Consider the following 20553-nt stretch of genomic DNA (forward strand, 5'->3'; position numbering starts at 1 on the left):
AACTGCACCGCCGTGCCGTTGGCGCTACTGGCCCCGGCCACGTCCACACACTTGCCGCCGTACCCGGTGATCGTCCCGGTCGCCGCGTACGCCGGGCCGGAGGCCGTGACGACCGCGGCGGTGACCGCCGCGCCGGCGACGGCGGCGGTGGCGAGGGCCGTCAGCGCGCGGGCCCGGAACCGGTTCCGGGCCGATGTTCGAAGCTTCACGGGGGTGGCTCCTCACTGGGATCGTCGGGCGCCCGGTGCGGGGGCGCGGGGCCCGAGGGACGGCCGGGCCGGTGGCCCGGTTCGGTGAACGTCACCGGCCGTCGGCCCAGGGGCCAACGGTCACCGTGCGGCGGGACGGGCCGCACGGCCGATCAGTTCACAACCTTTACAGATTGGCCGAAGGCTATTCGCCGGACGCCACGGAGTCAACATATGACCGGAAATGCCTGGCCAGCGCCCCGGCCCCGGTCGGGCCGGGGCGGTAGGCCGGGTCCCGGTCGGGCCGGGGCGGTAGGCCGGCGACGGGCGGCGCTCCGGCGACGATCCCGGAACACGACCGTGGCCGGCCGGGTCGTCGACCCGGCCGGCCACGGCGCGACGAGGTGGTCAGCCTCTGGGGCGGGACCAGACCACCAGGCCCAGGCACATCTCGTCGCTGGTCCCCTCGCCCCAGACGACGTACCGGGCCGGCAGGGTCTTCAGCTGCGGCAGCCGCTGTCGCAGGCTCGCGTCGTGGGTGCAGGTCACCCGGTAGGTGTCACCGGGCCGCACCTCGACCGGCTTGGCCAGCGGCCGCAGGGACTGGTCGTCGAAGTTGTACGCCGGCACGTCGAGCAGCGTCTGCGCCCGCGGCGTACCCGGGTTCAGCTCCACCTTGATCGTCCGGCCGAGCAGGTGCATGTGCCCGCCGAGGGCGTGCAGCGTACCGGCCTGCCGCACCGGATGGTCGCAGTGCTGCTCGACCCCGCCGGTCGGCGCCCGGCCCGCGTTGCAGAACTGGTTCAGCCCCGCGACCGTCTCGCCGGCCTGCTCGCCGAAGCGCTTCGTGACGTCGGCGACCGCGGCCTGCCGGTCGCAGAGCGGGCCGGACTCTCCCGCCGCGCACGGCAGCTCGACCGGGGCCGGTAGCAGCGTCGTCTCCAACTTGTCCAGTTCGGTCCGGCCGTCGGTGAGCCGCAGCCGGATCCCGGACTGGTCGGCCGGGGACGCCGCCTCGGCGGCGGCGAGCAGGTTGTAGTGCACCTGCATCACCAGTTGGCTGCCGGCGGGCAGCTCGTAGCCGAGGTTCGGCGCGAGCAGCTGCTCGTTGGCGCCCGGTGCCCAGGAGGCGACCCACGCGGCGTCGTCGCCGATGCCGGCGTCACCGAAGCAGGTCCATCCCTCGCCCGGGGTACGGGCGTCGGCCTGGCGGGCCGCCTCCGCGTCGCCCGGGGCGATCCGGAAGAAGATCGCGTGGTGCACGATGTCGACGTTCTGCGGCAGGAACTGGCTGCCGGTCAGGAAGCTCCGCTCGGTCAGCTTCGGGTCGACCAGGAAGCAGCGGTACTCGTCCGTGCCGCCCTGCGGAGCCGACGGCGTGTACGGCTGCGGCATCGTGATGTTGACGAAGCGCTCACCGGCGCGCAGCGGCGCGGCGGGCGGCGGCTCGAACTTCCCGTGTCCGGTGTGGGGTCCCGCCGCCCCCGCCCCGCTCGCCTCCGGCGCCGGCGCGCCGCCCGACCCGTCCGCGCAGGAGGCGACCAGCAGCAGCGCGGCCAGCGCCCCCGCCGCCGACGCGTACCTCCACCTCGACCTCTCCCCGGACCGTGTTCGCAGTTGGTACCGCACTGGTGCCTCCATCCGTCCCCAGGATTCCGGCGGGCGCGTCCGAATTGATCAATTAGCGCCCCACATCAGTCATTAAAACCGATACTCACCAGGATCGAATCAGCACCAAGAGTGATATGTGCGCCCTCCGACACCGGTCGTTGGTAGTAGCCCCGCCTACTCCCCGCCGCGCCCCTCCCCCGCCGCGCCCCTCCCCCGCGATCTAGGGCATATCCGCGTGATTTGATCTCCAATCACGACGATTTGCCCTAGATCGACGGGGCGGGACCGGAGGGCGTCGCGCCGCTACTCCTCGTCGTCGAACCGGCGGGACACGACGCACTCCATGGCGGCGTTACGAAAGAACTCGCGGGCCGCCTGCGGCGACTCGGCGCGCGGTATCGCGAGATGCTCGGCGAGTTCGCGCTCGAACGCCTTGACCCCCTCCTGGCGGCTCATGTGGGCGGCCACCAGGCCGAGCGGCCCCTCGATCTCGATCACCCGGACGGCCAGTTCCCGACCGACGAAGACCATCGTGCCGAGCAGCCGCCCGACCTCGCTGCCGTCCTCGCCCCGGATCACCGACGGCGGCCGGGCACCGAGGCGGAACAGCTCCTTCACCTTCTCCTCGCTGCCCGGCTTCAGCGGGTAGTACAGCGCGTGCAGAGTCGACATTCCTCGATCACCTCTCGTGACACGGGAGCGGCCACCGCTCCTCGATCGATTGCCACCGGCCGGCGGTTCCGGCCGATGTAGGGTCAGTTCGACGGGCGGCGAACGGCCCCGCCCGCCGGCCAGGAACCGTCAAACCGTCAGCCGGCCAGGAACGGTCAAACCGTCAGCCGGCGAACAGCAGGCCCGTCGGCCGCGAATGATCACTTCGCCGGGCGGGACGCGGCCGCGCCGGCTGACGGGGAGAGCCCGGCCAGCGACGACCGCGAGGACGTCTCCGCGTGGACGGTGAAGCGCAGCGACTGCCCCTCGGTCATGCACTCGCGCATCGGCCGGACCAGTTCCCGGTGCCCGTCGCTGCGCTCCCACTCCTCGAAGTGCCTCAGCGACACCCACTCGCTGGTGATCAACCACTGCTCCGGGTCGCTCGCGGAGCGGCAGACCTGGTCCATCAGGTGGCCGTCCACCCCTTCGGCCACCTGGTAGCGGATCCGCTCGTACGCCCGCAGGAAGTCGTCCGTACGCTGCCGCGGCACCCGGATCAGGAAGACCACCCGGGCCCGTTGCGATTCCGTCATCCATCCACTCCGTCCTGTCGCACCCGTCCGTCCGCCGGCGCCGGCCCGTCCGGCCCCTCGCCCGCGGCTGCCCGCACCGGTCCGCCCGCGCGCACCGGCCCCTCCTGGTACGCGCGCAGCACCAGCGCGCTGTTGAATCCGTCGAAACCCCGGGCGCCGACCAGCGCCACCTCCACCGGTCCCGGCCGGGGCCGCCGGACGAAGTCCAGCTCGCAGCCGGGGGCCGGCCGGTCGAGGCCGGCCGTGGGCGGCAGCAGTCGGTACCGCATCGCCAGCAGCGCGTTCGCCACGTCGAGCGCCGAGCCGCCCTGGTGCGCCCGCCCCACCAGCGGCTTCTGGGTGGTGACCGGCGGGACGGCGGGCCCGAAGACGGTACGCAGCGCCGCCGCCTCGCTCACGTCGTAGCGGGGCACGCCGAGCGCGTCCGGGAAGACCACGTCCACCTCGGCCGGCGCGATCCCGCCCCGCCGCAGCGCCTCGCGCATCGCGTGGCCGTACTGCTCGGGATCCCCGCCGCCGGTGCGGCCCGTGTGCCGCGCGTCGTGGGTCGCCGCCCAGCCGGCCAGCTCGGCGTAGATCCGGGCACCCCGCTCGCGGGCGTGCGCGGCGTCCTCCACCACGAAGACCGCGCCGCCCTCGCCCGGTACGTAGCCGGAGGCGGTCACGTCGAAGGGCCGGTACGCCCCGCGCGGGTCGTCGCTGCCGCTGAGCAGCCCGCTGCGCAGTTGGCAGGCGAGTGCGTACGGGCTCAGCGGGCACTCGGTCCCGCCCGCGATCACCACGGGGGTGCCCCGCCGTACGGTCCGGGCGGCGTGGGCCAGGCTGTCCAGCCCGCCGGCCGCCTCGGAGACGAGCACCCCGCACGGGCCCTTGAACTGGTGGTGGATCGAGACCTGGCCCACGCTGGCCGCGTAGAACCAGGCGATCGACTGGTACGCCCCGACGGTCCGGGTCGGCCCGCCCCAGAGCCGCTGCATCTCCTTCTGCCCGAACAGGTTCCCGCCCGAGGCGCTGGCCAGCGTCACCGCGCAGGCGTACGGGTCCTCGGCCACCTCGGGCAGTCCCGCGTCGGCCAGCGCGAGCCGGGTGGCGGCGAACCCGAGGTGCGTCCAGCGGTCGGTCTGCACCACCCGCCGGTTGTCCGCGTACCGCAGCGCCTCGAAGTCGGGCACCTCGCCGGCGAGCGTGCTGGCGTACGGCTCCGGGTCGAACAGGGTGATCCGGCCGATGCGGTTCTCGCCGGCCAGCAGGCTCTTCCAGTGCGCGTCCAGGCCGATGCCGCTCGGCGCGACCACCCCGATGCCGGTCACCACGGCACGCGGGGTCACCGGTCCAGCTCCCGCAGCCGCTGGAAGACCATCGCGGACTGGAAACCGCCGAACCCGCTGCCGACCGAGAGCGCCACGTCGACCCGGACGTCCCGCGCCACGTTCGGCGTGTAGTCCAGGTCGCACTCCGGGTCGCGGTTGGCCCAGTTCGCCGTCGGCGGTACCACCCCGAACTCGATGGCCAGCGCGCACGCCGCCATCTCGATCGAGCCGATCGCGCCGAGCGAGTGGCCGATCATGGACTTGATCGAGCTGATCGGCACCCGGTACGCCGCCGCGCCCAGCGCCCGCTTGAACGCCGCCGTCTCGTGCCGGTCGTTCTGCCGGGTCGCCGAGCCGTGCGCGCTGACGTACGAGACGTCCCCGGGGTCGAGCCGGCCCTGGTCCAGCGCGTCGACGATGGCCAGCGCCATCTCCGCCCCGTCCGGGCGCAGGCCGGTCATGTGGTATCCGTTGCTGCGGTTGGCGTAGCCGGCGACCTCGCAGTAGACGTGCGCGCCGCGCCGCCGCGCCCGGTCCAGCTCCTCCAGCACCAGCACGGCCGCCCCCTCGGCGAGGACGAAGCCGCGCCGCCCCGCGTCGAACGGGCGGGAGGCGTGCTCCGGGTCGTCGTTGTCCGGCGTGGTCGCCTTGATCGCGTCGAACGAGGCAACGGTCACCGGGGAGATCGGCGCGTCGGAGGCGCCCGCCACCACCACGTCGGCCTCGCCGTCCTGGATCAGCTGGTGGGCGTAGCCGATCGCGTCGATGCCCGAGGTGCAGCCGGTCGAGATCACCTGGGCCGGGCCGTGCAGCCCGTGCCGGCAGGCCACGTCGGCGGCGAGGCTGCTCGGCACCATCGCCTGGTACATGAACGGGGCCATGCAGTCGGCGTCGACCAGCCAGTCGGTGCCCGAGTCGCTGGCCACCACGTACTCGCGCTCCAGCGTCATGGTCGCCCCGACGGCCGAGCCGAGCACCACCCCCGTCCGCTGCCGGAGCGCCTCGTCCAGCTCCAGACCGCTGTCGACCAGCGCCTCGATCGAGGCGGCCAGCGCGAACTGCACGTACCGGTCGGCCCGCCGGCACTCGCGCGGGGTGAGGCCGGCGGCGAGCGGGTCGAAGTCGCACTCCGCGGCGATCTGCGAGCGGAACGGCGACGGGTCGAAGAAGCTGATCCGTCGGGTGGCCGTCTGCCCCTCGGTGAGGGTGGACCAGAACTGCTTGCGGTTGACCCCGCCGGGGGCGACCACCCCGACCCCGGTCACCACCGTGCGCCGGGGCGTCATGTCGCGAACTCCGGCCGGCTCGCCGGGCCGACGGCGCCGCCCTCGGGCACGGCCCCGGTCGGCGCGGTGCCCTCGGTGTCGACGTGGCCGAGTTCGGGACGCGGGGCGAGCGGCCCGAGGTGGAAGACCACCTCGGCCGGTTCGTCGCCGACGTTGCGTACCCGGTGCCGCGTGTTGATCGCGATGTAGATCGCCTCGCCCTGGCCCACCACCACCGGTTCGTCGTCGAGGTCGACCGTGATCGCGCCCCGGGCGACGTACAGGAACTCCTCGCTGTACGGGTGGTAGTGCTCGGCGATCCGCTCGCCGGGCTCCAGCCGGGACACCCCCATGAAGCCGGAGGTGCTGCCCACCGAGCGCGGGCTGAGCAGCACCCGCAGCTCGCCGCCGCGGCGCCGGTCCGGCGGTACGTCCCGCGCCGCCACCAGGATCCGCTTGTGTTCACTCATGCCCCGCTCCCGTCGGTAGTGCCTCGCCCGACCGCTGCCGGCCGGCCGTCGTGCTGGTCCGTCCCGCGCCCTCGCGGGCCTCCGCCTCGATCCGGTCCCGGATGATCTCCAGTTGCACCCGGCTGTTCGCGTTGATCCGCTCGGTCATCCAGGCGTTGTCCACCGGTGCCGTGGGCCGCATCGAGAAGTCCTGGGTCCAGGTCATCCGGGTCCCCTCGGGCAGTTCCTCGTACCGCCAGTGGATCCGCATGTACTCGAAGGGGCCGGTCTCCACCCGGTGCGCGTGCACCTCCCGGCGTTCCGCGTCGGTGGTGCGCTCGCTCACCCAGCTCCAGACGGCGCCGTTCTCGTCCGGGTACATGGTCAGCCGGAACCGCACCGTCTCGCCCGCCCGCTCCAGCACCTCCACCTCGGCGTACTCGGTGAAGAGCTCGGTCCAGCGGGCCACGTCGTTGGTACGCCACCAGACCAGCTCGAACGGGGCCGCGATGACGATGCTGTTCTCGGTGTGCCCCGGCGGGCCGGGCTTTCCGGTGCCGGCCGCGTCCGCCGCCGCCGGTGCCGCGCGCTCCCGCTCCGCACGCTCCCGGTCCTCGCGCTCCCGGTCCTCGCGCTCCCGGTCGACCAGCTCGGCGACCTCGCGGACGGTGAGCTGACCGGTCTCCTCCGGGATGCGCACCTGGTAGCGCTGCCCGACGACGGCCTGGAGTTCGAGCAGGGCGAGCGAGTCCATGCCCAGCTCCGTCAGGGACGCCGCGGGAGTGAGCGCCGCCGCGTCCGCGTCCAGTCCACAGTTGTTCACGAGTATCGACACGATCTCCTCGACCGTGGCGTTGCCGGCTCGGTCGGTCCTGTCGGTCATCTGTTCCTCCTTGCTGTCGGTCGGCCGGTCGGCCGGGGCCACGCGTGGCCGGGGATCGGGCGGGGCGTGCGGTACCGGATCGGGCGGTGGCGGTCCGGCCGCGCTCCCGCGCGTCCGGGCCCGTCGGCGGCGGCCGCGCCCGTCCGCCGGGCTACCCGCCGGTCAGGCCCCGGGCGCGCAGGCGCCCGCCGGGGTACCGCCCGCCAGGTACCGCCCGCCGGGATACCGCCGCCCGGCCGGCCACCACCGGGTCGGGCCGGCGGTGGCACCCGTCGGCGGTGGCACGGGCCGCCGGCGGGTCAGGCCGCCGGTGGTCGTGCGGCCGTGGCGGGCCCGCCCAGTACCCGCTCGACCAGTCCGGTGGAGTACCGGCCCTTGCGGAACGGGGCGTCGTCGAGCACCCGGCGCAGGAAGGGAATGGTGGTCCGTACGCCCGGGCCCGCCACCTCGAACTCGTCCAGCGCCCGCTCCATCCGGTTGAGCGCCAGGTCCCGCTCCGGTGCCCAGACCACGACCTTGGCCAGCAGCGAGTCGTAGTGCGGCCCGACCACGTAACCGGGATAGCCGTGGGTGTCGACCCGGGTGAACGGGCCGCCCGGCGGGCGGAACCGCTCGATCCGTCCCGGGGTCGGTACGAAGTCGCGGTCCGGGTCCTCGACGTTGACCCGGCACTCCACCGCCACGCCACGCACCTGGACCTCGTCCTGGCGCAGTCGCAGCGGTACCCCGCTGGCGACGTAGAGCTGCTCGTGCACCAGGTCGATCCCGGTGATCATCTCGGTGACCGGGTGTTCGACCTGTATCCGAGAGTTGATCTCCATGAAGTAGAAGCGCTCGGCCTCGTCGACCAGGAACTCGAAGGTCGCCACGCCGCTGTAGCCGACGCTGAGCGCGCCGCGCACGGCGGCCGAGGACATCGCGTCGAGGGTGCCGGCCGACAGGGCCGGGGCCGGGCCCTCCTCCACCAGCTTCTGGTGCCGGCGCTGCACGGAACAGTCCCGGGTGCCCAGGTGCACCCCGTTGCCGTGCCCGTCGCAGAGCACCTGCACCTCCACGTGGCGGGCCTGGGCGAGGTAGCGCTCCAGGTAGACCCGGTCGTCACCGAAGATCACGCGGGCGTCGGCGCGGGTACGGGCGTACGCCCGTGGCAGTTCGGCCGGGGACCGGACCACGGTCATACCGCGCCCGCCGCCCCCGGCCGCCACCTTGATGATCACCGGGTAGCCGATCTCGCTCGCCACCGCCACCGCGGCGGCGGGCGAGTCCACCGTCTCGACGCTGCCGGGCAGCAGCGGCAGGCCCGCGGACTGCATCAACGTACGGGCGGTCGCCTTGTCGGCCAGCGCCGACATCACCTCGGGGCGCGGGCCGATCAGCAGCAGGCCCTGGTCGGCGCAGATCTCGGCGAAGTCGGCGTCCTCGGAGAGGAAGCCGTAGCCCGGGTGGACCGCCTCGGCGCCGGTGAGCCGGGCCGCCTCCACGATCGCCGCCGGGTTCTGGTAACTGAGCCGACCGGCCGGCGGTCCGATGCAGACGGCCTCGTCGGCGAAGCGGACCACCGCCGAGTCGGCGTCGGCGGTCGAGTACACCGCCACGGTCCGTACGCCCAGCTCGCGACAGGCGCGCGCGACCCGCAGCGCGATCTCGCCACGGTTGGCGATCAGTATCTTCTCGAACATTGGGCACCGTCCTCAGCCCGTCAGCCGGACACCAGCGCGATAAGGGGCTGCTGGAACTCCACCGGCTCGCCGTCGTTGGCGAGCACCTCGGCGACCTTGCCGGCCTGTTCGGCGGTCACCTGGTTCATCAGCTTCATCGCCTCGACGATGCCGATCACCTGGCCGGGCTCGACCACGTCGCCCACCTCGACGAAGGGCGCCGCGCCGGGTTCCGGCGAGCGGTAGAACGTACCGACGATCGGCGAGAGGATGAGACGCTGCTCCGGGCCGGCCACGGTCGACGCCACCGTCCGCGGCGGCGGTACCGGGGCGGCGGCGTCGACCGGCGGCGGATCGGAATCCGCCGCCCGGTACGGCCACTCGACCTCCAGCACCGTGTCGCCGCTGCGCAGGCGGACCCGGCGCAGCGGACCGGTCGCCTCGGTCACGAGCTGGTGCAGTTGCTCGCGCAGTTGCCCGAGCACGGGATTGCCGTCGGCCGCTTCGCTGGTCATCGCGACCCCACCGGCATCGCCGGCACCGGGGCCGGACGGGTCGCGGCACCGTACCGGCGGAACCGCTGCCGGCGCTGGCGCACCAGCGTCTCGGGCGGCACCCCGAGCAGCGGGGTCAGCGACTCCACGAGGGCGCGCCGCAGCAGGTCGGCGGCGCCGAGCGGATCGCCCTGCGCCCCGAGCGCCGGCTCCGGCACGATCGCGTCGGCGACGCGCAGCCGCAGCAGGTCGGGCGCGGTGATGCGCAGCGCGCGGGCGGCCCGGGGCGTACCCGTGGGATCGTTCCAGAGGATCGCCGCGCACCCCTCCGGGCTGATCACCGAGTAGACCGCGTTCTGCAGCATCAGCACCCGGTCGGCCACGGCCAGCGCCAGCGCTCCCCCGCTGCCGCCCTCGCCCGTGACGACCGCGACCACCGGCGTGGGCAGGCTCGTCATGGTGAGAATGCAGTCGGCGATCGCGGCCGCCTGGCCGTTCCGCTCGGCCTCGACCCCCGGGTACGCCCCGGGCGTGTCGATCAGCGTGACGACGGGCAGACCGAGCCGTACCGCCAGGGCCATCACCCGCTGCGCCTTGCGGTAGCCGGCCGGGGTGGACATGCCGAAGTTGCGGGCCAGCAGGTCCTTGGTGTGATGTCCCTTCTGGTGCCCGACCACCACCAGGTGCCGCTCGCCCAGCCGGGCCAGCCCCGCCACGATCGCGGGGCAGTCCGCGCCGAGCCGGTCGCCGTGCAGTTCGACGAAGCCGTCGAAGGCGGTGGCGAGGTAGTCGAGCGTGGTCGGCCGCTCGACGTCGCGGGCGGTCTGCACGTTACGCCAGGCGTCCGGCTCGGGGCACCGCCCCGGATCGGTGATCAGCACGCGCTCGCCGGTCCACCCCTGTTCTCCGGCGACCGGCGGCTCCGGCGCGTCCGTCCGTGCTGCCGGCGGCTCCGGCGCGTCCTTCCTCGCGACCGGCGGCTCCGGCGCGTCCTTCCTCGCGACCGGCGGTTCCGTCCGGCGGGCGGTGGCCGCGGCGAGCAGCGGTTGCAGCCGCCGGCGCAGGCTGCGCCGGTCCACCACCATGTCGACCTGCCCGTGGCGGAGCAGGAACTCCGCCGTCTGGAAACCCTCCGGCAGCGCCTGGCGGATGGTCTGCCGGATCACCCGGGGACCGGCGAAGCCCATCCTGGCCCCGCGCTCGGCCACCACGAGGTCGGTGTTCGTGGCGAAGGAGGCGGCGACCCCGCCGTACGTGGGGTCGGTGACGAGGCTGACGGTGAGCAGCCCCGCCTCGCGCAGCGCCGCGATGGCCTGGCTCACCGTCGCCATCTGCATCAGCGACAGGGTGCCCTCCTGCATACGGGCCCCGCCGGAGGCGGTGACCAGCAGCAGCGGCAGTCGCCGGGCGAGCGCGTGCTCGGCGGTACGGGTGATCAGTTCGCCGACCGCCGAGCCCAGGCTGCCGCCGAGGAAGCGGAAGTCCATCACGGCCAGCGCGAGCGGGTACCCGCCGATCCGGGCGGTGCCGCAGAGCACCGCCTCGGCCAGCCCGGTACGGGCCCGCGCCTCGGCCAGCCGCTGCGGGTACGGCAGCGAGTCGACGAAGCCCACCGGGTCGACCTGCGCGACGGACCCGGCGAGCGGGGTGAAGCTGCCCGGGTCGGTGAGCTGGCGGATCCGCTCGTCGGCGTCGAGGCGATGGTGTCCGCCGCACTCGGGACAGACGTCCAGGTGGCGGCGGAGCCGCTTGCGGTACAGCAGCATCGAACAGGACGCGCAGCGCACCCAGTGCGGTCCGTCCAGGGTCGGGGACAGGGTCATCGGGGACTCCCGGTGGCGGTGACCGGCGCATCCCACCGGTAGAAACAGTGCGCCATGGCGTCGCTCGGCACCTGCCACGTCGGCAGGTACGGCGAGACGTACGGACGCAGCCGCTGGCTGATCCGGACGAACTCGGGGTGCCGCCGGGCGTTCTCCAACGCGTCCGCCGCGGCGTCCTCGGTCTCCACCAGGTGTACGTACAGATCGTCCAGCCGGTACAGGGAGCGGTGCCGGACCCCGACGATCGCCGGTAACTCCGTCCGGTCCGACTCCGCGAAGATCTGTGCCACCTGCTCTTCGGCGTCCGGCAGCACCTTGGCGACGATCACTAACCGATTCATGGATATCTCCCCCACCGCCGGATGCTCCTACCGGCACGAACCCGCCGACCGCCGTCGCGTGAGGGTCCACCTCGTCCGGTCCGGCCGGCCCATCCCAATGGATGTCCGGCTCACCATGCCGACCCCGACGTCTATCCGGTGTCACCCGGCGCGCTTGATCATCTAGCCACCCCGGTGACGATCCGGTGACGCCGGTCGCGCCATGCTGATGCGTTTTAGCAGGTAAAGCGCCCATTCAAGAGCGTGGGTCGCCGCGTCGGCGGCGGCGGACCGGACGCGGCGCGCGCTCACGGGGGGACGGGGCGGCGGCGCGGCGGTCGGGTGTCGGGTGGGTGACGGTACGGGCCGTGCGGGTGGCGGCGGTCGGAAACCCGACCCGGACAAGTACCGTGGATAACTAAAAGTGGCAATCAGGTTATATCGGGCAGTAGGCTCTCGCGGACACTCCGTGGCGCGGGCTGACGACTTCGGGACTGGTTCCCGGTGCAGGAGGTTGAGCCGTGACCTCGGAGCGAGCCGTGACCTCGGAAAACGGTGCGACCACCACCCCCGCGACGCCCTCGGCCGGCCCGGCCGTCCACACCGGGCGGCGCTGGCCGACCACGGACCCGCGCAACGCCCGCTCGATACAGCTCTTCCTGCTCGACGGGTTCCGGCTGCTGCACGACGGGACGCTCACCGCGGTACCGCGCGGGCTGCAGCGGGTGATCGCCCTGATCGCGCTGCGCCCGGGCGCCACCCGTACCCACCTGGCCGGGCTGCTCTGGCCGGACACCCCGGAGGAGCGCGCCCTCTCCTCCCTGCGTACGGCCCTGTGGCGGCTGCGCCAGCACGCCTGCTGTCCGGTGGTGACCACCGGCGACACGGTGCAGCTGGACGGCAACGTCGAGCTGGACATCGACCAGCTCGCCCGGACCGCCGCCCGCATCGCCGAGGGCGGGGACCCCCGCGAGGCGGCCGGCATCCTCGCCACCGGCCGCAACGACCTGCTCCCGGGCTGGTACGACGACTGGGTCCTGCTGGAACGGGAACGGCTGCGCCAGCTCCGGCTGCACATGCTGGAGGAGATCGGCCGGGCCCACCTGCGCGCCGGCCAGCACGGCGAGGCGCTCCAGGCGGCGATGGAGGCGATGCGCGCCGAACCGCTGCGGGAGACCCCGCACCGCCTGATCGTCGAGGTGCACCTGGCCGAGGGGAACGCGTACGAGGCCCTGCACGCCTTCTACGTCTACCGCGACCTGATCCTGCGCGACCTGCAACTGGAGCCCTCGCCGGCGATGTGCGACCTGCTCGCGGACATCCTCGCGCCGATCGGCCGGCCGGCGCCCCGGTCACCGGCCGGCGACCGGGGCGCACCGGCGCACGGCCCGGCCCAGCCGTTCCGGGTCTGACCCTCCTTGCGGGCCGCCGGGCGTCGAGCTCGACGGCCCTCGTCGTCAGACCGTGATGATCAACTTGCCGCCCTTGGGTCCGACCCGGCGTTCGAACTCCGTGAGCGCCGGGATCGCCTCGCCCAGCGGCACGGTGGCGGCGATCGGCATCCGCAGCGCTCCCTTCTCGGCGGCCCGAACGACCTGTTCGAGGTCGGCGGGGACCGCGCTGGTGACCAGCACCTCGTACGGCCCCGGCAGGGCGGCCCGCGCGAACTTCGCGGGCGCGGGGTGGATGTCGACGATGTGACCGCCGGGCTTCACCAATGTCTTCGCCGACCTGAGCGGCAGCTTGCCGGAGGCGTCGAGGACGACGTCGAACCGCCCCGCGAGTTTCGTCGGGTCGAAATCGAACTCGACGATCGGGGAGACGCCGAGGTCGCGTGCCTCCTGACTGGCGGTACCGCGGCAGCTGCCGCTCACGGAGGCGCCCATCATCAGGGCGAGCTGGACGGCGGACCGGCCGACCCCGCCGAGGGCGGCGGCGACGAAGACCGACTGCCCGGCCTTCAGCCTGCCCTTCTTGACCAGGGCCTGGTACGCGGTGACCGCGGGCGTCGGGAGCGCGGCGGCCTCCTCCCAGGAGATGTTCGTCGGCTTCTTCGCGACGCCGTTCTCCTCGGCGACAACCATCTCGGCGAACGCTCCCGCCCCCTTGACGCTCGCCCCGCCGAGGACCTCGTCCCCGACCCGGACCCGGGTGACGCCTTCGCCGACCGCCTCCACGACGCCCGAGAAGTCGTGTCCGAGGGCGCGCGGGAACTTCCGCCCGGTCACCATCTTCAGCCGGCCGCGGCGGATGCCCGCGTCCATCGGGTTCACCGCCGCCGCCCGCACCCGGACCAGGACCTCGCCCTTGCCGGGTCGCGCTGGCTCGAAGTCCTCGAGCCGCATGACCTCGGGGCCACCGTACTCGTGGTACTGGATGCGCTTCATTTCGTCGTCCTCCATGCCGTGATGTCTCCGAGTGACATCACCCTAGCACGAGGAATGTCAGCCACTGACATGACAGTGCGAGTGCGAGGACGTCCCTCGGGTCACCGTTCTCGTCGCCGGAAAGAGCCGCTTTCCTGGCGCGTAGCCCAGCGCACAGCCCGACCGCCGTGCCGGAAACCCTCCGGCCACCCGAAGCACGCGCCGAAACCCTCGACGTCCCCGAGAGGCGTCGGGCGGGGTGGCGTCAGCGCGGGACGTTGAGCGCGCGGAGCTCGGCCAGGGTCTCGACGGTAATCAACGACAGGGACCGCGACTCGCCGTCGACCAGCCACTGGGCGAACGCCAGCGTGAAGACGATGGCCGCGGACTCGGCCGCCAGCGTGGCCGCGAGGTCGCCGACACCCCGGGCCCGCAGCGCTTCACCGAGGCGGTGGGCCAGGTCGGCGTACTTCTGGCGCTGACGCTCCCGCAGCGCCGGCTCCGCGTCGATGATCGCCTGGTTGGCCCGCGCCCGCTCCCGCGGCACGTTCGCGAACACGTCCGCCGCGCGGGCCAGGGCCAATCCCACCAGACCCATCGGCGACTCCCCCGCCGGCGCCCGCTCGACCCCGGCAACCAGCGCGGCCTCGAGCTCCGCCTGGCCGGAGAACAACACATCGCGCTTGTCGGGAAAATGCCGGAAGAACGTACGCCGGTTCAGCCCGACGGCTTCCGCGATCTCCGCCGCCGTGGTCCGCTCGAACCCCTGCCGCGCGATCAGGTCGAGCGCCGCACTCTGCAGCCGCGCCTGTGCCCCGGGTTCCCAACGCGCCATGATCCTCTGTCCGCCTCGGCAGTGATGCCATCCAGGGACATCGTACGTCGCCGGTGGCCCAGCGTCTTCCAGCCGCGAGAGCAGCGGTCTGGCACGACAACGGGACCGCCGCCCCCGTCACCCGGTCACTGATCGCTTCGGCCACCGACCGAGATCCGGAACATCTCGTCTAGGTTGATCGGATGACCCTGGCTCATGACGTGGGCGGGACCGGTCCTGGCGTACTTCTTCTGCACTCCACCGCATCCGATCGCAGGCAGTGGGACCCGCAGCTGCCCGCGCTGGTCGATGCCGGCTACCGCGTGGTCCGCTGCGACCTGCGCGGCTACGGTGAGACCCCGATGCCGGACGGCCCGTACGACAACGCCCGGGACGTGCTGGAGCTGCTGGACCAGCTCGGCGTCGAACGGACCGCGCTGGTCGCCTCCTCGGGCGGCGGCCGGGTGGCGCTGGAGATCGCGGCGCGCTGGCCGGATCGGGTGGCCTCGCTGGCGCTGCTCTGCACCGCGCTGGACGGGCACGAGCCGAGCCCGGAGCTGCTCGCCTTCGGCGAGCGCGAAGAGGCACTGCTGGAGGCCGGCGACGTCGCCGGGGCGACCGAACTCAACGTCGACACCTGGCTGCCGCACGCCGACGAGGCGACCCGGGAGTGGCTGCGGCGGATGCAGCGCAACGCCTTCGAGGTGCAGCTGGCCGCCGTCGAGGAGGTCGAGCGGATCCGGGTGCCGTACGACCTGGCCGACATCACGGCCCCGAGCCTGCTCGTCGCCGGCGCCGACGACTTCGCCGACTTCCGGGAGATCGCCGTGCGGCTCGCGGAGCTGCTGCCCGACGCCCGCCATCTCGAACTCGACCGGGTGGGCCACCTGCCGAACATGGAGCGCCCCGACGAGGTCAACCGGCTGCTGCTCGACTTCCTGCGCGAGACGTTTCCGGCGTAGCCGGTCGAGGCGGCGGTGACCCGGTCGACGCGCCGCGCCAGGTGTGACGCGCCAACGGAGACGACGCCGCCAACGAGACGCCGCCGCCAACGAGACGCCGCCGCCAACGAGACGCCGCCGCCAACGAGCTGACGCGAGCGCGGTGGGCCCGGCCCAGGCCGGGCCCACCGTCGGTCAGGACCGGCAGGGGAAGTTGCTCTTCGAGCAGGTCACCCCGGTGTTGTACGCGTCGTTGAAGTGCGTGTAGTAGCCGTCGTAGAGCGGATGCGTGCTCCCGCTCTCCGGGGCCATCTTCACGAAGATCTCGTCGTTCTCGCCGAGCGCGTCCTGCGTCCAGTTCTGCGAGCCGGTGTAGACGCGGTACTGGTAGGCGCTGCCGTACTTGCCGTACGCCGCGAAGAACTTGTCGTGCACGTCGTCCTTGCGGTGGATGGCCACGCCGGCGCCGAGCAGCTCGTTGTAGACCGACTGGGGCATGGCGATGCCGCCGTCGGCGTTCGTGCCCACCACCATCCAGACCTTGCAGCCGGCGGAGCGGAACCGGGTCACGAGGCTGACGATCTGCGGCCGGCCCGTGGTCACCGACGCCATGCCGACGCGCAGCCGGCAGTCCGCGTCCGGGGTCAGGTCGTTGAGGCGGGTGACGATCGTGTCGGTCTGCCCCGCACCCTCCGGCGAGGCGTACGCGTCGGCCGCGGCGGCCTGGTAGTAGCCGCGGCCGGAGGCGGCGTCGTAGTAGTCGTCGCCGCTGTAGTGCCGACGGTTCCACATGTCGGAGAAGTTGGCGTTGAGTCCGGCGGCGAGCGTCGCGTCCCCGTAGACGGTGATGGTGTTGTTGAACGCGTCCGGGCCGGTGGCGTACGTGAGGTTGCTCGACCCGAACCAGACCACGTTGCCGCGGGCGACGCCGTTCGGGTCGGTGGTGCTGGTGAAGGTGAACAGCTTGGTGTGCATGTCGCCGTCGGCGCTGGTGCTGATGCAGCCCCGGCCACCGCTGCTGTTCTGGCAGAACTGGTGGTTGGTCAGCTGCCTGATCGTGGCGATCCCCGGGTCGGTCGAGGACTCGTTCTTCCCGTCGAGCAGCGCCAGCACGGTGACGCCGCGGTTCTGGGCCCGCAGCAGCGCGTCGGCGACGGAGTCCACGCTGAGGGAGTGGATCGCTCCCCGGATGGTGGAGCCGGCGGGCGCCGCGTCGATCAACCGTTGCAGCTCGTTGATGATGGTGTAGTCGCGGCCGGCGGTCGGGTCGGTGAAGTGGGCCCAGACCGGGTACCCGGCCAGGGTGGTCGACACGGCGGAGGCGCTCGCCACGGCGGAGGCGCTCGGCACCGCCGCCGGCGCCGGACCGGTCGGCGCCGCCACCACGCACAACGCGACGAGAGAGCACACCAGCGCGCGGCGGGCCGCCGCGCCCATACGGATCGTGTTCATGGACAGGAATCGTTGTCGGAAATTTTCCGACGGTCAACGTCGCGTGGCGAAATCCACCACATGGTGCCCCGGGCCCCCGGGGCCGCGACCCACCGGTCGCGGGACCACCGGCACCGGCCCGTCACAGGCCGGCGTGGTGGGCGGTCAGCGCGGCCTGCACCCGGTTGGCGCAACCGGTCTTCGTCAGGATCCGGCTGACGTACGTCTTGATCGTCATCTCGCTCATGCGCAGCCGCGCGGCGATCTCCGCGTTGGAGAGTCCCTCGCCGATCAGCCGCAGGACGTCGCGCTCGCGCGGACCGAGTCGGTTCGTCCGGGCCACCGCCGTGGCCCGCCGCTCCTGGTCCGAGGGCTTCACCAGGCCGAGCACGGTCCGGGTCACCGCCGGGGAGAGGTACGCCTCGCCGGCGTGGGCCGCCCGTACCGCCCGGATCAGCTCGTCCGGCGCGCAGTGCTTGAGCACGAACCCGCTGGCCTCGTGCCGCAGCGCGCCGACCACGTTCGGCTCGGTACCGAAGGCGGTCAGCAGGACCACCCGGGCGTCGAGCGTACGGCGCCTCAGCTCGGCCAGTACGGCCAGCCCGTCCAGCACCGGCATGGTGATGTCGAGCAGCACCACGTCCGGCCGGTACGCCAGCACGGCCTCGACGGCCGCCCGCCCGTCGGCGGCCTCGGCGACGACCTCGATGTCCCCGGCGGACTCCACTATCGTGCGCACGCCCGCGCGCAGCAGCGGCTCGTCGTCGGCGACCACCGTGCGGATCCTCATCGCGCCCGCCCCACTCGCCGCGCCCGTCCCATTCATCGCGCCGGTCCCACGCGCGCCGGTCCCATTCATCGCGCCGGCCCCAGCAGCGTCAGGGCGGGCAGGACGCCGAAGATGATCCCGGCCACCAACCAGCCCAGCACGCTCGCCGGCGCCCGGCCGGCCGGTCGCGCGAAGACCCCGTCCGCCGCCGCGCCGCCCGGACCCGCGCCGGCCAGCACCGCGCTGTCCGGCCCGGCCTCCTCCTCCACCGCCGCTGCCGCTGCCGCTGCCGGCAGCATCGCGAAGAGCCGGAACCCCTCGGCGTCGCTGCGGCGGGTGGCCAGCACCCCACCCGCCAGCTCGACCCGCTCCCGCAGCCCGGCCAGGCCGTGCCCGAGACCGCCCGCCCCCGCCGCCGGGCCCGCCGGCCGCGCCGACCCGCCGAGTGCGCCCGCCACCGACCCGCCCGCCGACCGCGCCGACCCGCCGGCCGGTGGCAGCGGATTCGTCACGGTCACGATCAGCGTCTCGCCCTCCCAGGTCAGCGACACGGTCACGGGTTGGCCCGGTGCGTGCTTGCTGGCGTTCGTCAGCCCCTCCTCGACCAGCCGGTACGCCGCCCGCTCGGCCGCACCGCCGAGCGTCCCGACCCCGCCCTGGCGCACCAGCGTGACCGGTACCCCGGCCGCGGCGAAGCCGGCGACCAGCCCGTCGACCGCGTCGAGGCCCGGTGACCGGTCGTCACCGGTCTCGACCGCACCGGGTTCCGCGCCGCGTAGGGCGCCGACCAGCTCGTGCAGCTCGTCCATGGCCTGGCGGGCGGACCCGGCCAGTTGCCGTACCGTCTCCCGCGACCGGGCCGGCAGGTCGGCCACCTCCAGGGTGGCGGCCTGCACGGAGACCAGGCTCAACCGGTGCCCCAGCGCGTCGTGCACGTCCCGGGCGATCCGCAGGCGCTCGCGCAGTCGCTCGCGGTCGGCCAGCAGCTCCTGGTTGCGGCGCAGGTCGAGGTTGTGTTGCCGCAGCGTCTCCAGCAGGCGATGGTGCTGGGCGAGGTAGCGCCCGACCAGCAGCGGCAGGACCACGAAGATGACGAAGAGGCCGACCTGGTTCGTCGGCGCGGCACGCAGGGCCAGCTGGGTGGCGAGGGCACCGGCGGTGGCACCGGTCGTGACCAGCAACCGCGGCGGCGTACCGAGGTCGAGCCCGGCCCGGTACGAGCCCCAGAGCAGCAGCGCGAAGCCCATCCCCGTCCAGGCCGCCAGCGCCAGCACGACCACGAACGCCGCCACCGGCCACCGCCGCTCCAGTGCCACGGTCGCCGCCGCGAGCACCGCGAAGACCAGGACCCACCAGCCCCGGTGCGCCGCCAGCAGCAGCACGCAGTCGGCGCCGACCGCCACCGCGCCGAGCGGGCTTCGAGTCATGCCGACAGGGTACGCGTCAACCCCGGATGACCAGGACGGACAACTTTCGAGGACTGTGTGCCCCGGGTACGCGTCCCTAACCTGACGGCGTGATCGAAGTGCACGAGTTGAGCAAGCGGTACGGCGCCACGCTCGCCGTGGACCGGCTCTCGTTCGCCGTACGGCCGGGGCTGGTCACCGGCTTCCTCGGCCCGAACGGCGCCGGCAAGTCCACCACCCTACGGATGATGCTCGACCTCGACCGCCCCACCGGGGGCACGGTCCGGATCAACGGACGGCGGTACGCCGCGCTACGCCACCCGCTGCGCGAGGTCGGCGCGCTGCTGGAGGCCCGGGACGCGCACGGCGGGCGCAGCGCGTACCACCACCTGCTGTGGTTGGCGCAGACCCACCGGATCGGCCCCGCCCGGGTACGCGAGGTGCTCGACCTGGTAGACCTCGCAAACGTGGCCGGCAGGCGGGTGAAGACCTTCTCGCTCGGCATGACCCAGCGGCTCGGCCTGGCCGCGGCGCTCCTCGGCGACCCGCCCATCCTGCTGCTCGACGAGCCGCTCAACGGGCTCGACCCGGCCGGGGTCCGCTGGCTGCGGGACCTGCTGCGGCGCCTGGCCGGCGAGGGTCGCGCGGTGCTGATCTCCAGCCACCTGATGACCGAGACGGCGCTCACCGCGGACCACCTGGTCGTGATCTCGGGCGGGCGGCTGGTGGCCGACGCCGAGATCCGGGAGTTCGTCGGCGCGGCCGGCTCGCTCGAGGAGGCCTTCCTGAACCGGGTCGGGGGTGCCCGATGACCGTCGCGGACCTGGTGCGGGCCGAGTGGACGAAGCTGCGCACCGTACGCTCCACCGCCTGGACCCTGCTGCTGGCGCTGGCGCTCTGCGCCGGCCTCGGATATTTCGCCGGCCTCTCCCTCGGGCGCGACCCCGACAACGCGTCACCGTTCGACCCGCTCTTCCCGACCTTCTACAGCCTCACCCTCGGCCAGCTGGCGATCGTGGCCTTCGCCGTCTTCGCGGTCGGCGCCGACTACTCGTCGGGGACGATCCGGTGGGCGCTCCGCGCCGTACCGCGTCGTGGCGTGCGGTACGCCGCCCAGCTCGCGACGATCGGGCTCGTGCTCGCGGTCGCCGCTGCGGTCCTGGTCCCGGCCACCTTCGCCGCGGCCCAGGCCGGGCTCGGGTCCCGCCGCGTCGGCCTCGATCATCCGGGGGCGGCCCAGGCCGTCGTGGGCGCCTGGCTCTACCTGGTGCTCGTTGGGCTCTTCGCGGCGGGGCTGACCACCCTGCTGCGCAGCGCCACCGTCTCGCTCTGCGTGCTGCTGCCGCTGTTCTTCCTCGGCTCGCAGGGGCTGGGCAACATCCCGAAGATCAGGACCGTCACCCAGTTCCTCCCCGACCAGGGCTCCTGGGTGATCCTGCACCTGGCCGGCCCGCCCGACGACCCGCGCTGGGCCCGGGCGTACGGGCCGTGGAGCGGGATGGCGCTGGTCGCGGCGTGGGCGGCAGCCGCCCTGCTGGCCGGCTACCTCGCCCAGCGCCGCCGGGACGGGTAGGAACG

General features: G+C 73.4%; 19 protein-coding genes and 2 pseudogenes. 4 read left to right on the forward strand and 17 right to left on the reverse strand.

The annotated features are described in order from the left end of the window. The 12 genes and pseudogenes from AB0J86_RS26025 to AB0J86_RS26080 form a co-directional block, all read right to left on the reverse strand. Positions 1-209, reverse strand: a pseudogene (locus AB0J86_RS26025) (glycosyl hydrolase); the annotation flags it as partial. A 387-nt stretch (positions 210-596) separates the two neighbouring features. Continuing rightward, positions 597-1829: a monooxygenase gene (locus AB0J86_RS26030; protein ID WP_363860227.1), complete on the reverse strand. Its 1233-nt coding sequence runs from the start codon at positions 1827-1829 to the stop codon at positions 597-599. Positions 1830-2102: 273 nt separating this feature from the next. Beyond that, a complete protein-coding gene (locus AB0J86_RS26035) occupies positions 2103-2471 on the reverse strand; it encodes a SchA/CurD-like domain-containing protein (RefSeq protein WP_363860228.1) in 369 nt (122 codons plus the stop codon). 200 nt (positions 2472-2671) lie between these two features. Continuing rightward, positions 2672-3046: an antibiotic biosynthesis monooxygenase family protein gene (locus AB0J86_RS26040; RefSeq protein ID WP_363860229.1), complete on the reverse strand. Its 375-nt coding sequence runs from the start codon at positions 3044-3046 to the stop codon at positions 2672-2674. 116 nt (positions 3047-3162) lie between these two features. Then, positions 3163-4374, reverse strand: a pseudogene (locus tag AB0J86_RS26045) (beta-ketoacyl synthase N-terminal-like domain-containing protein); the annotation flags it as partial. After that, entirely contained in the window at positions 4371-5642 is a 1272-nt protein-coding gene (locus tag AB0J86_RS26050; RefSeq protein WP_363860230.1) for a beta-ketoacyl-[acyl-carrier-protein] synthase family protein, read from the reverse strand. The pseudogene AB0J86_RS26045 and the gene AB0J86_RS26050, both read right to left, overlap by 4 nt. Next, entirely contained in the window at positions 5639-6091 is a 453-nt protein-coding gene (locus AB0J86_RS26055; RefSeq protein WP_363860231.1) for a cupin domain-containing protein, read from the reverse strand. The genes AB0J86_RS26050 and AB0J86_RS26055 overlap by 4 nt, the downstream gene beginning before the upstream one ends. Further along, on the reverse strand, positions 6084-6953 hold the full coding sequence (locus AB0J86_RS26060) for an SRPBCC family protein (RefSeq protein WP_363860232.1): 870 nt from the start codon (positions 6951-6953) through the stop codon (positions 6084-6086). The genes AB0J86_RS26055 and AB0J86_RS26060 overlap by 8 nt, the downstream gene beginning before the upstream one ends. 299 nt (positions 6954-7252) lie before the next feature. Next, a complete protein-coding gene (locus AB0J86_RS26065; protein ID WP_363860233.1) occupies positions 7253-8632 on the reverse strand; it encodes an acetyl-CoA carboxylase biotin carboxylase subunit in 1380 nt (459 codons plus the stop codon). A gap of 20 nt (positions 8633-8652) precedes the next feature. Then, entirely contained in the window at positions 8653-9126 is a 474-nt protein-coding gene (gene accB, locus AB0J86_RS26070; RefSeq protein ID WP_363860234.1) for an acetyl-CoA carboxylase biotin carboxyl carrier protein, read from the reverse strand. Beyond that, positions 9123-10928: an acetyl-CoA carboxylase, carboxyltransferase subunit beta gene (gene accD, locus AB0J86_RS26075; protein ID WP_363860235.1), complete on the reverse strand. Its 1806-nt coding sequence runs from the start codon at positions 10926-10928 to the stop codon at positions 9123-9125. Before accD ends, accB begins: the two co-directional genes overlap by 4 nt. After that, positions 10925-11269 (reverse strand): TcmI family type II polyketide cyclase, encoded by a 345-nt coding sequence (locus AB0J86_RS26080; protein WP_363860236.1) that lies wholly within the window; start codon positions 11267-11269, stop codon positions 10925-10927. The genes accD and AB0J86_RS26080 overlap by 4 nt, the downstream gene beginning before the upstream one ends. A 626-nt stretch (positions 11270-11895) precedes the next feature. Here AB0J86_RS26080 and AB0J86_RS26085 point away from each other — a divergent pair. Continuing rightward, on the forward strand, positions 11896-12660 hold the full coding sequence (locus AB0J86_RS26085) for a BTAD domain-containing putative transcriptional regulator (protein WP_363860323.1): 765 nt from the start codon (positions 11896-11898) through the stop codon (positions 12658-12660). 45 nt (positions 12661-12705) lie between these two features. Here AB0J86_RS26085 and AB0J86_RS26090 read toward each other — a convergent pair whose 3' ends face one another. Together AB0J86_RS26090 and AB0J86_RS26095 are read right to left on the reverse strand one after the other, a co-directional pair. Beyond that, positions 12706-13650 carry an NADP-dependent oxidoreductase gene (locus AB0J86_RS26090; RefSeq protein ID WP_363860237.1) on the reverse strand — a complete coding sequence of 315 codons (945 nt, stop codon included), beginning with the start codon at positions 13648-13650 and terminating at the stop codon, positions 12706-12708. Between the two features lie 229 nt (positions 13651-13879). Beyond that, positions 13880-14449, reverse strand: a complete 570-nt coding sequence (locus AB0J86_RS26095; protein WP_363860238.1) for a TetR family transcriptional regulator — start codon at positions 14447-14449, stop codon at positions 13880-13882. 182 nt (positions 14450-14631) lie between these two features. Here AB0J86_RS26095 and AB0J86_RS26100 point away from each other — a divergent pair, with 182 nt between their 5' ends. Then, the gene (locus tag AB0J86_RS26100) at positions 14632-15390 is read left to right on the forward strand and encodes an alpha/beta hydrolase (protein WP_363860239.1); all 759 of its coding nucleotides are present in this window, start codon (positions 14632-14634) and stop codon (positions 15388-15390) included. Positions 15391-15564: 174 nt separating this feature from the next. On the opposite strand, the gene AB0J86_RS26105 is transcribed toward AB0J86_RS26100, so the two are convergent. The 3 genes from AB0J86_RS26105 to AB0J86_RS26115 form a co-directional block, all read right to left on the reverse strand. Beyond that, positions 15565-16821 (reverse strand): phospholipase D-like domain-containing protein, encoded by a 1257-nt coding sequence (locus AB0J86_RS26105; protein ID WP_363860240.1) that lies wholly within the window; start codon positions 16819-16821, stop codon positions 15565-15567. Positions 16822-16942: 121 nt separating this feature from the next. Then, complete coding sequence (locus tag AB0J86_RS26110; RefSeq protein WP_363860241.1) at positions 16943-17590, reverse strand: response regulator transcription factor; 648 nt, start codon at positions 17588-17590, stop codon at positions 16943-16945. A 65-nt stretch (positions 17591-17655) separates the two neighbouring features. Beyond that, positions 17656-18996: a histidine kinase gene (locus tag AB0J86_RS26115; protein WP_363860242.1), complete on the reverse strand. Its 1341-nt coding sequence runs from the start codon at positions 18994-18996 to the stop codon at positions 17656-17658. Positions 18997-19085: 89 nt separating this feature from the next. Here AB0J86_RS26115 and AB0J86_RS26120 point away from each other — a divergent pair, with 89 nt between their 5' ends. Both AB0J86_RS26120 and AB0J86_RS26125 read left to right on the forward strand, forming a co-directional pair. Beyond that, positions 19086-19787, forward strand: a complete 702-nt coding sequence (locus tag AB0J86_RS26120) for an ATP-binding cassette domain-containing protein (RefSeq protein ID WP_363860243.1) — start codon at positions 19086-19088, stop codon at positions 19785-19787. Continuing rightward, positions 19784-20548 (forward strand): hypothetical protein, encoded by a 765-nt coding sequence (locus tag AB0J86_RS26125; RefSeq protein ID WP_363860244.1) that lies wholly within the window; start codon positions 19784-19786, stop codon positions 20546-20548. Before AB0J86_RS26120 ends, AB0J86_RS26125 begins: the two co-directional genes overlap by 4 nt. Positions 20549-20553: the final 5 nt, after the last annotated feature.

Source organism: Micromonospora sp. NPDC049559 (assembly GCF_040676675.1).
Classification (GTDB): domain Bacteria; phylum Actinomycetota; class Actinomycetes; order Mycobacteriales; family Micromonosporaceae; genus JBFAPK01.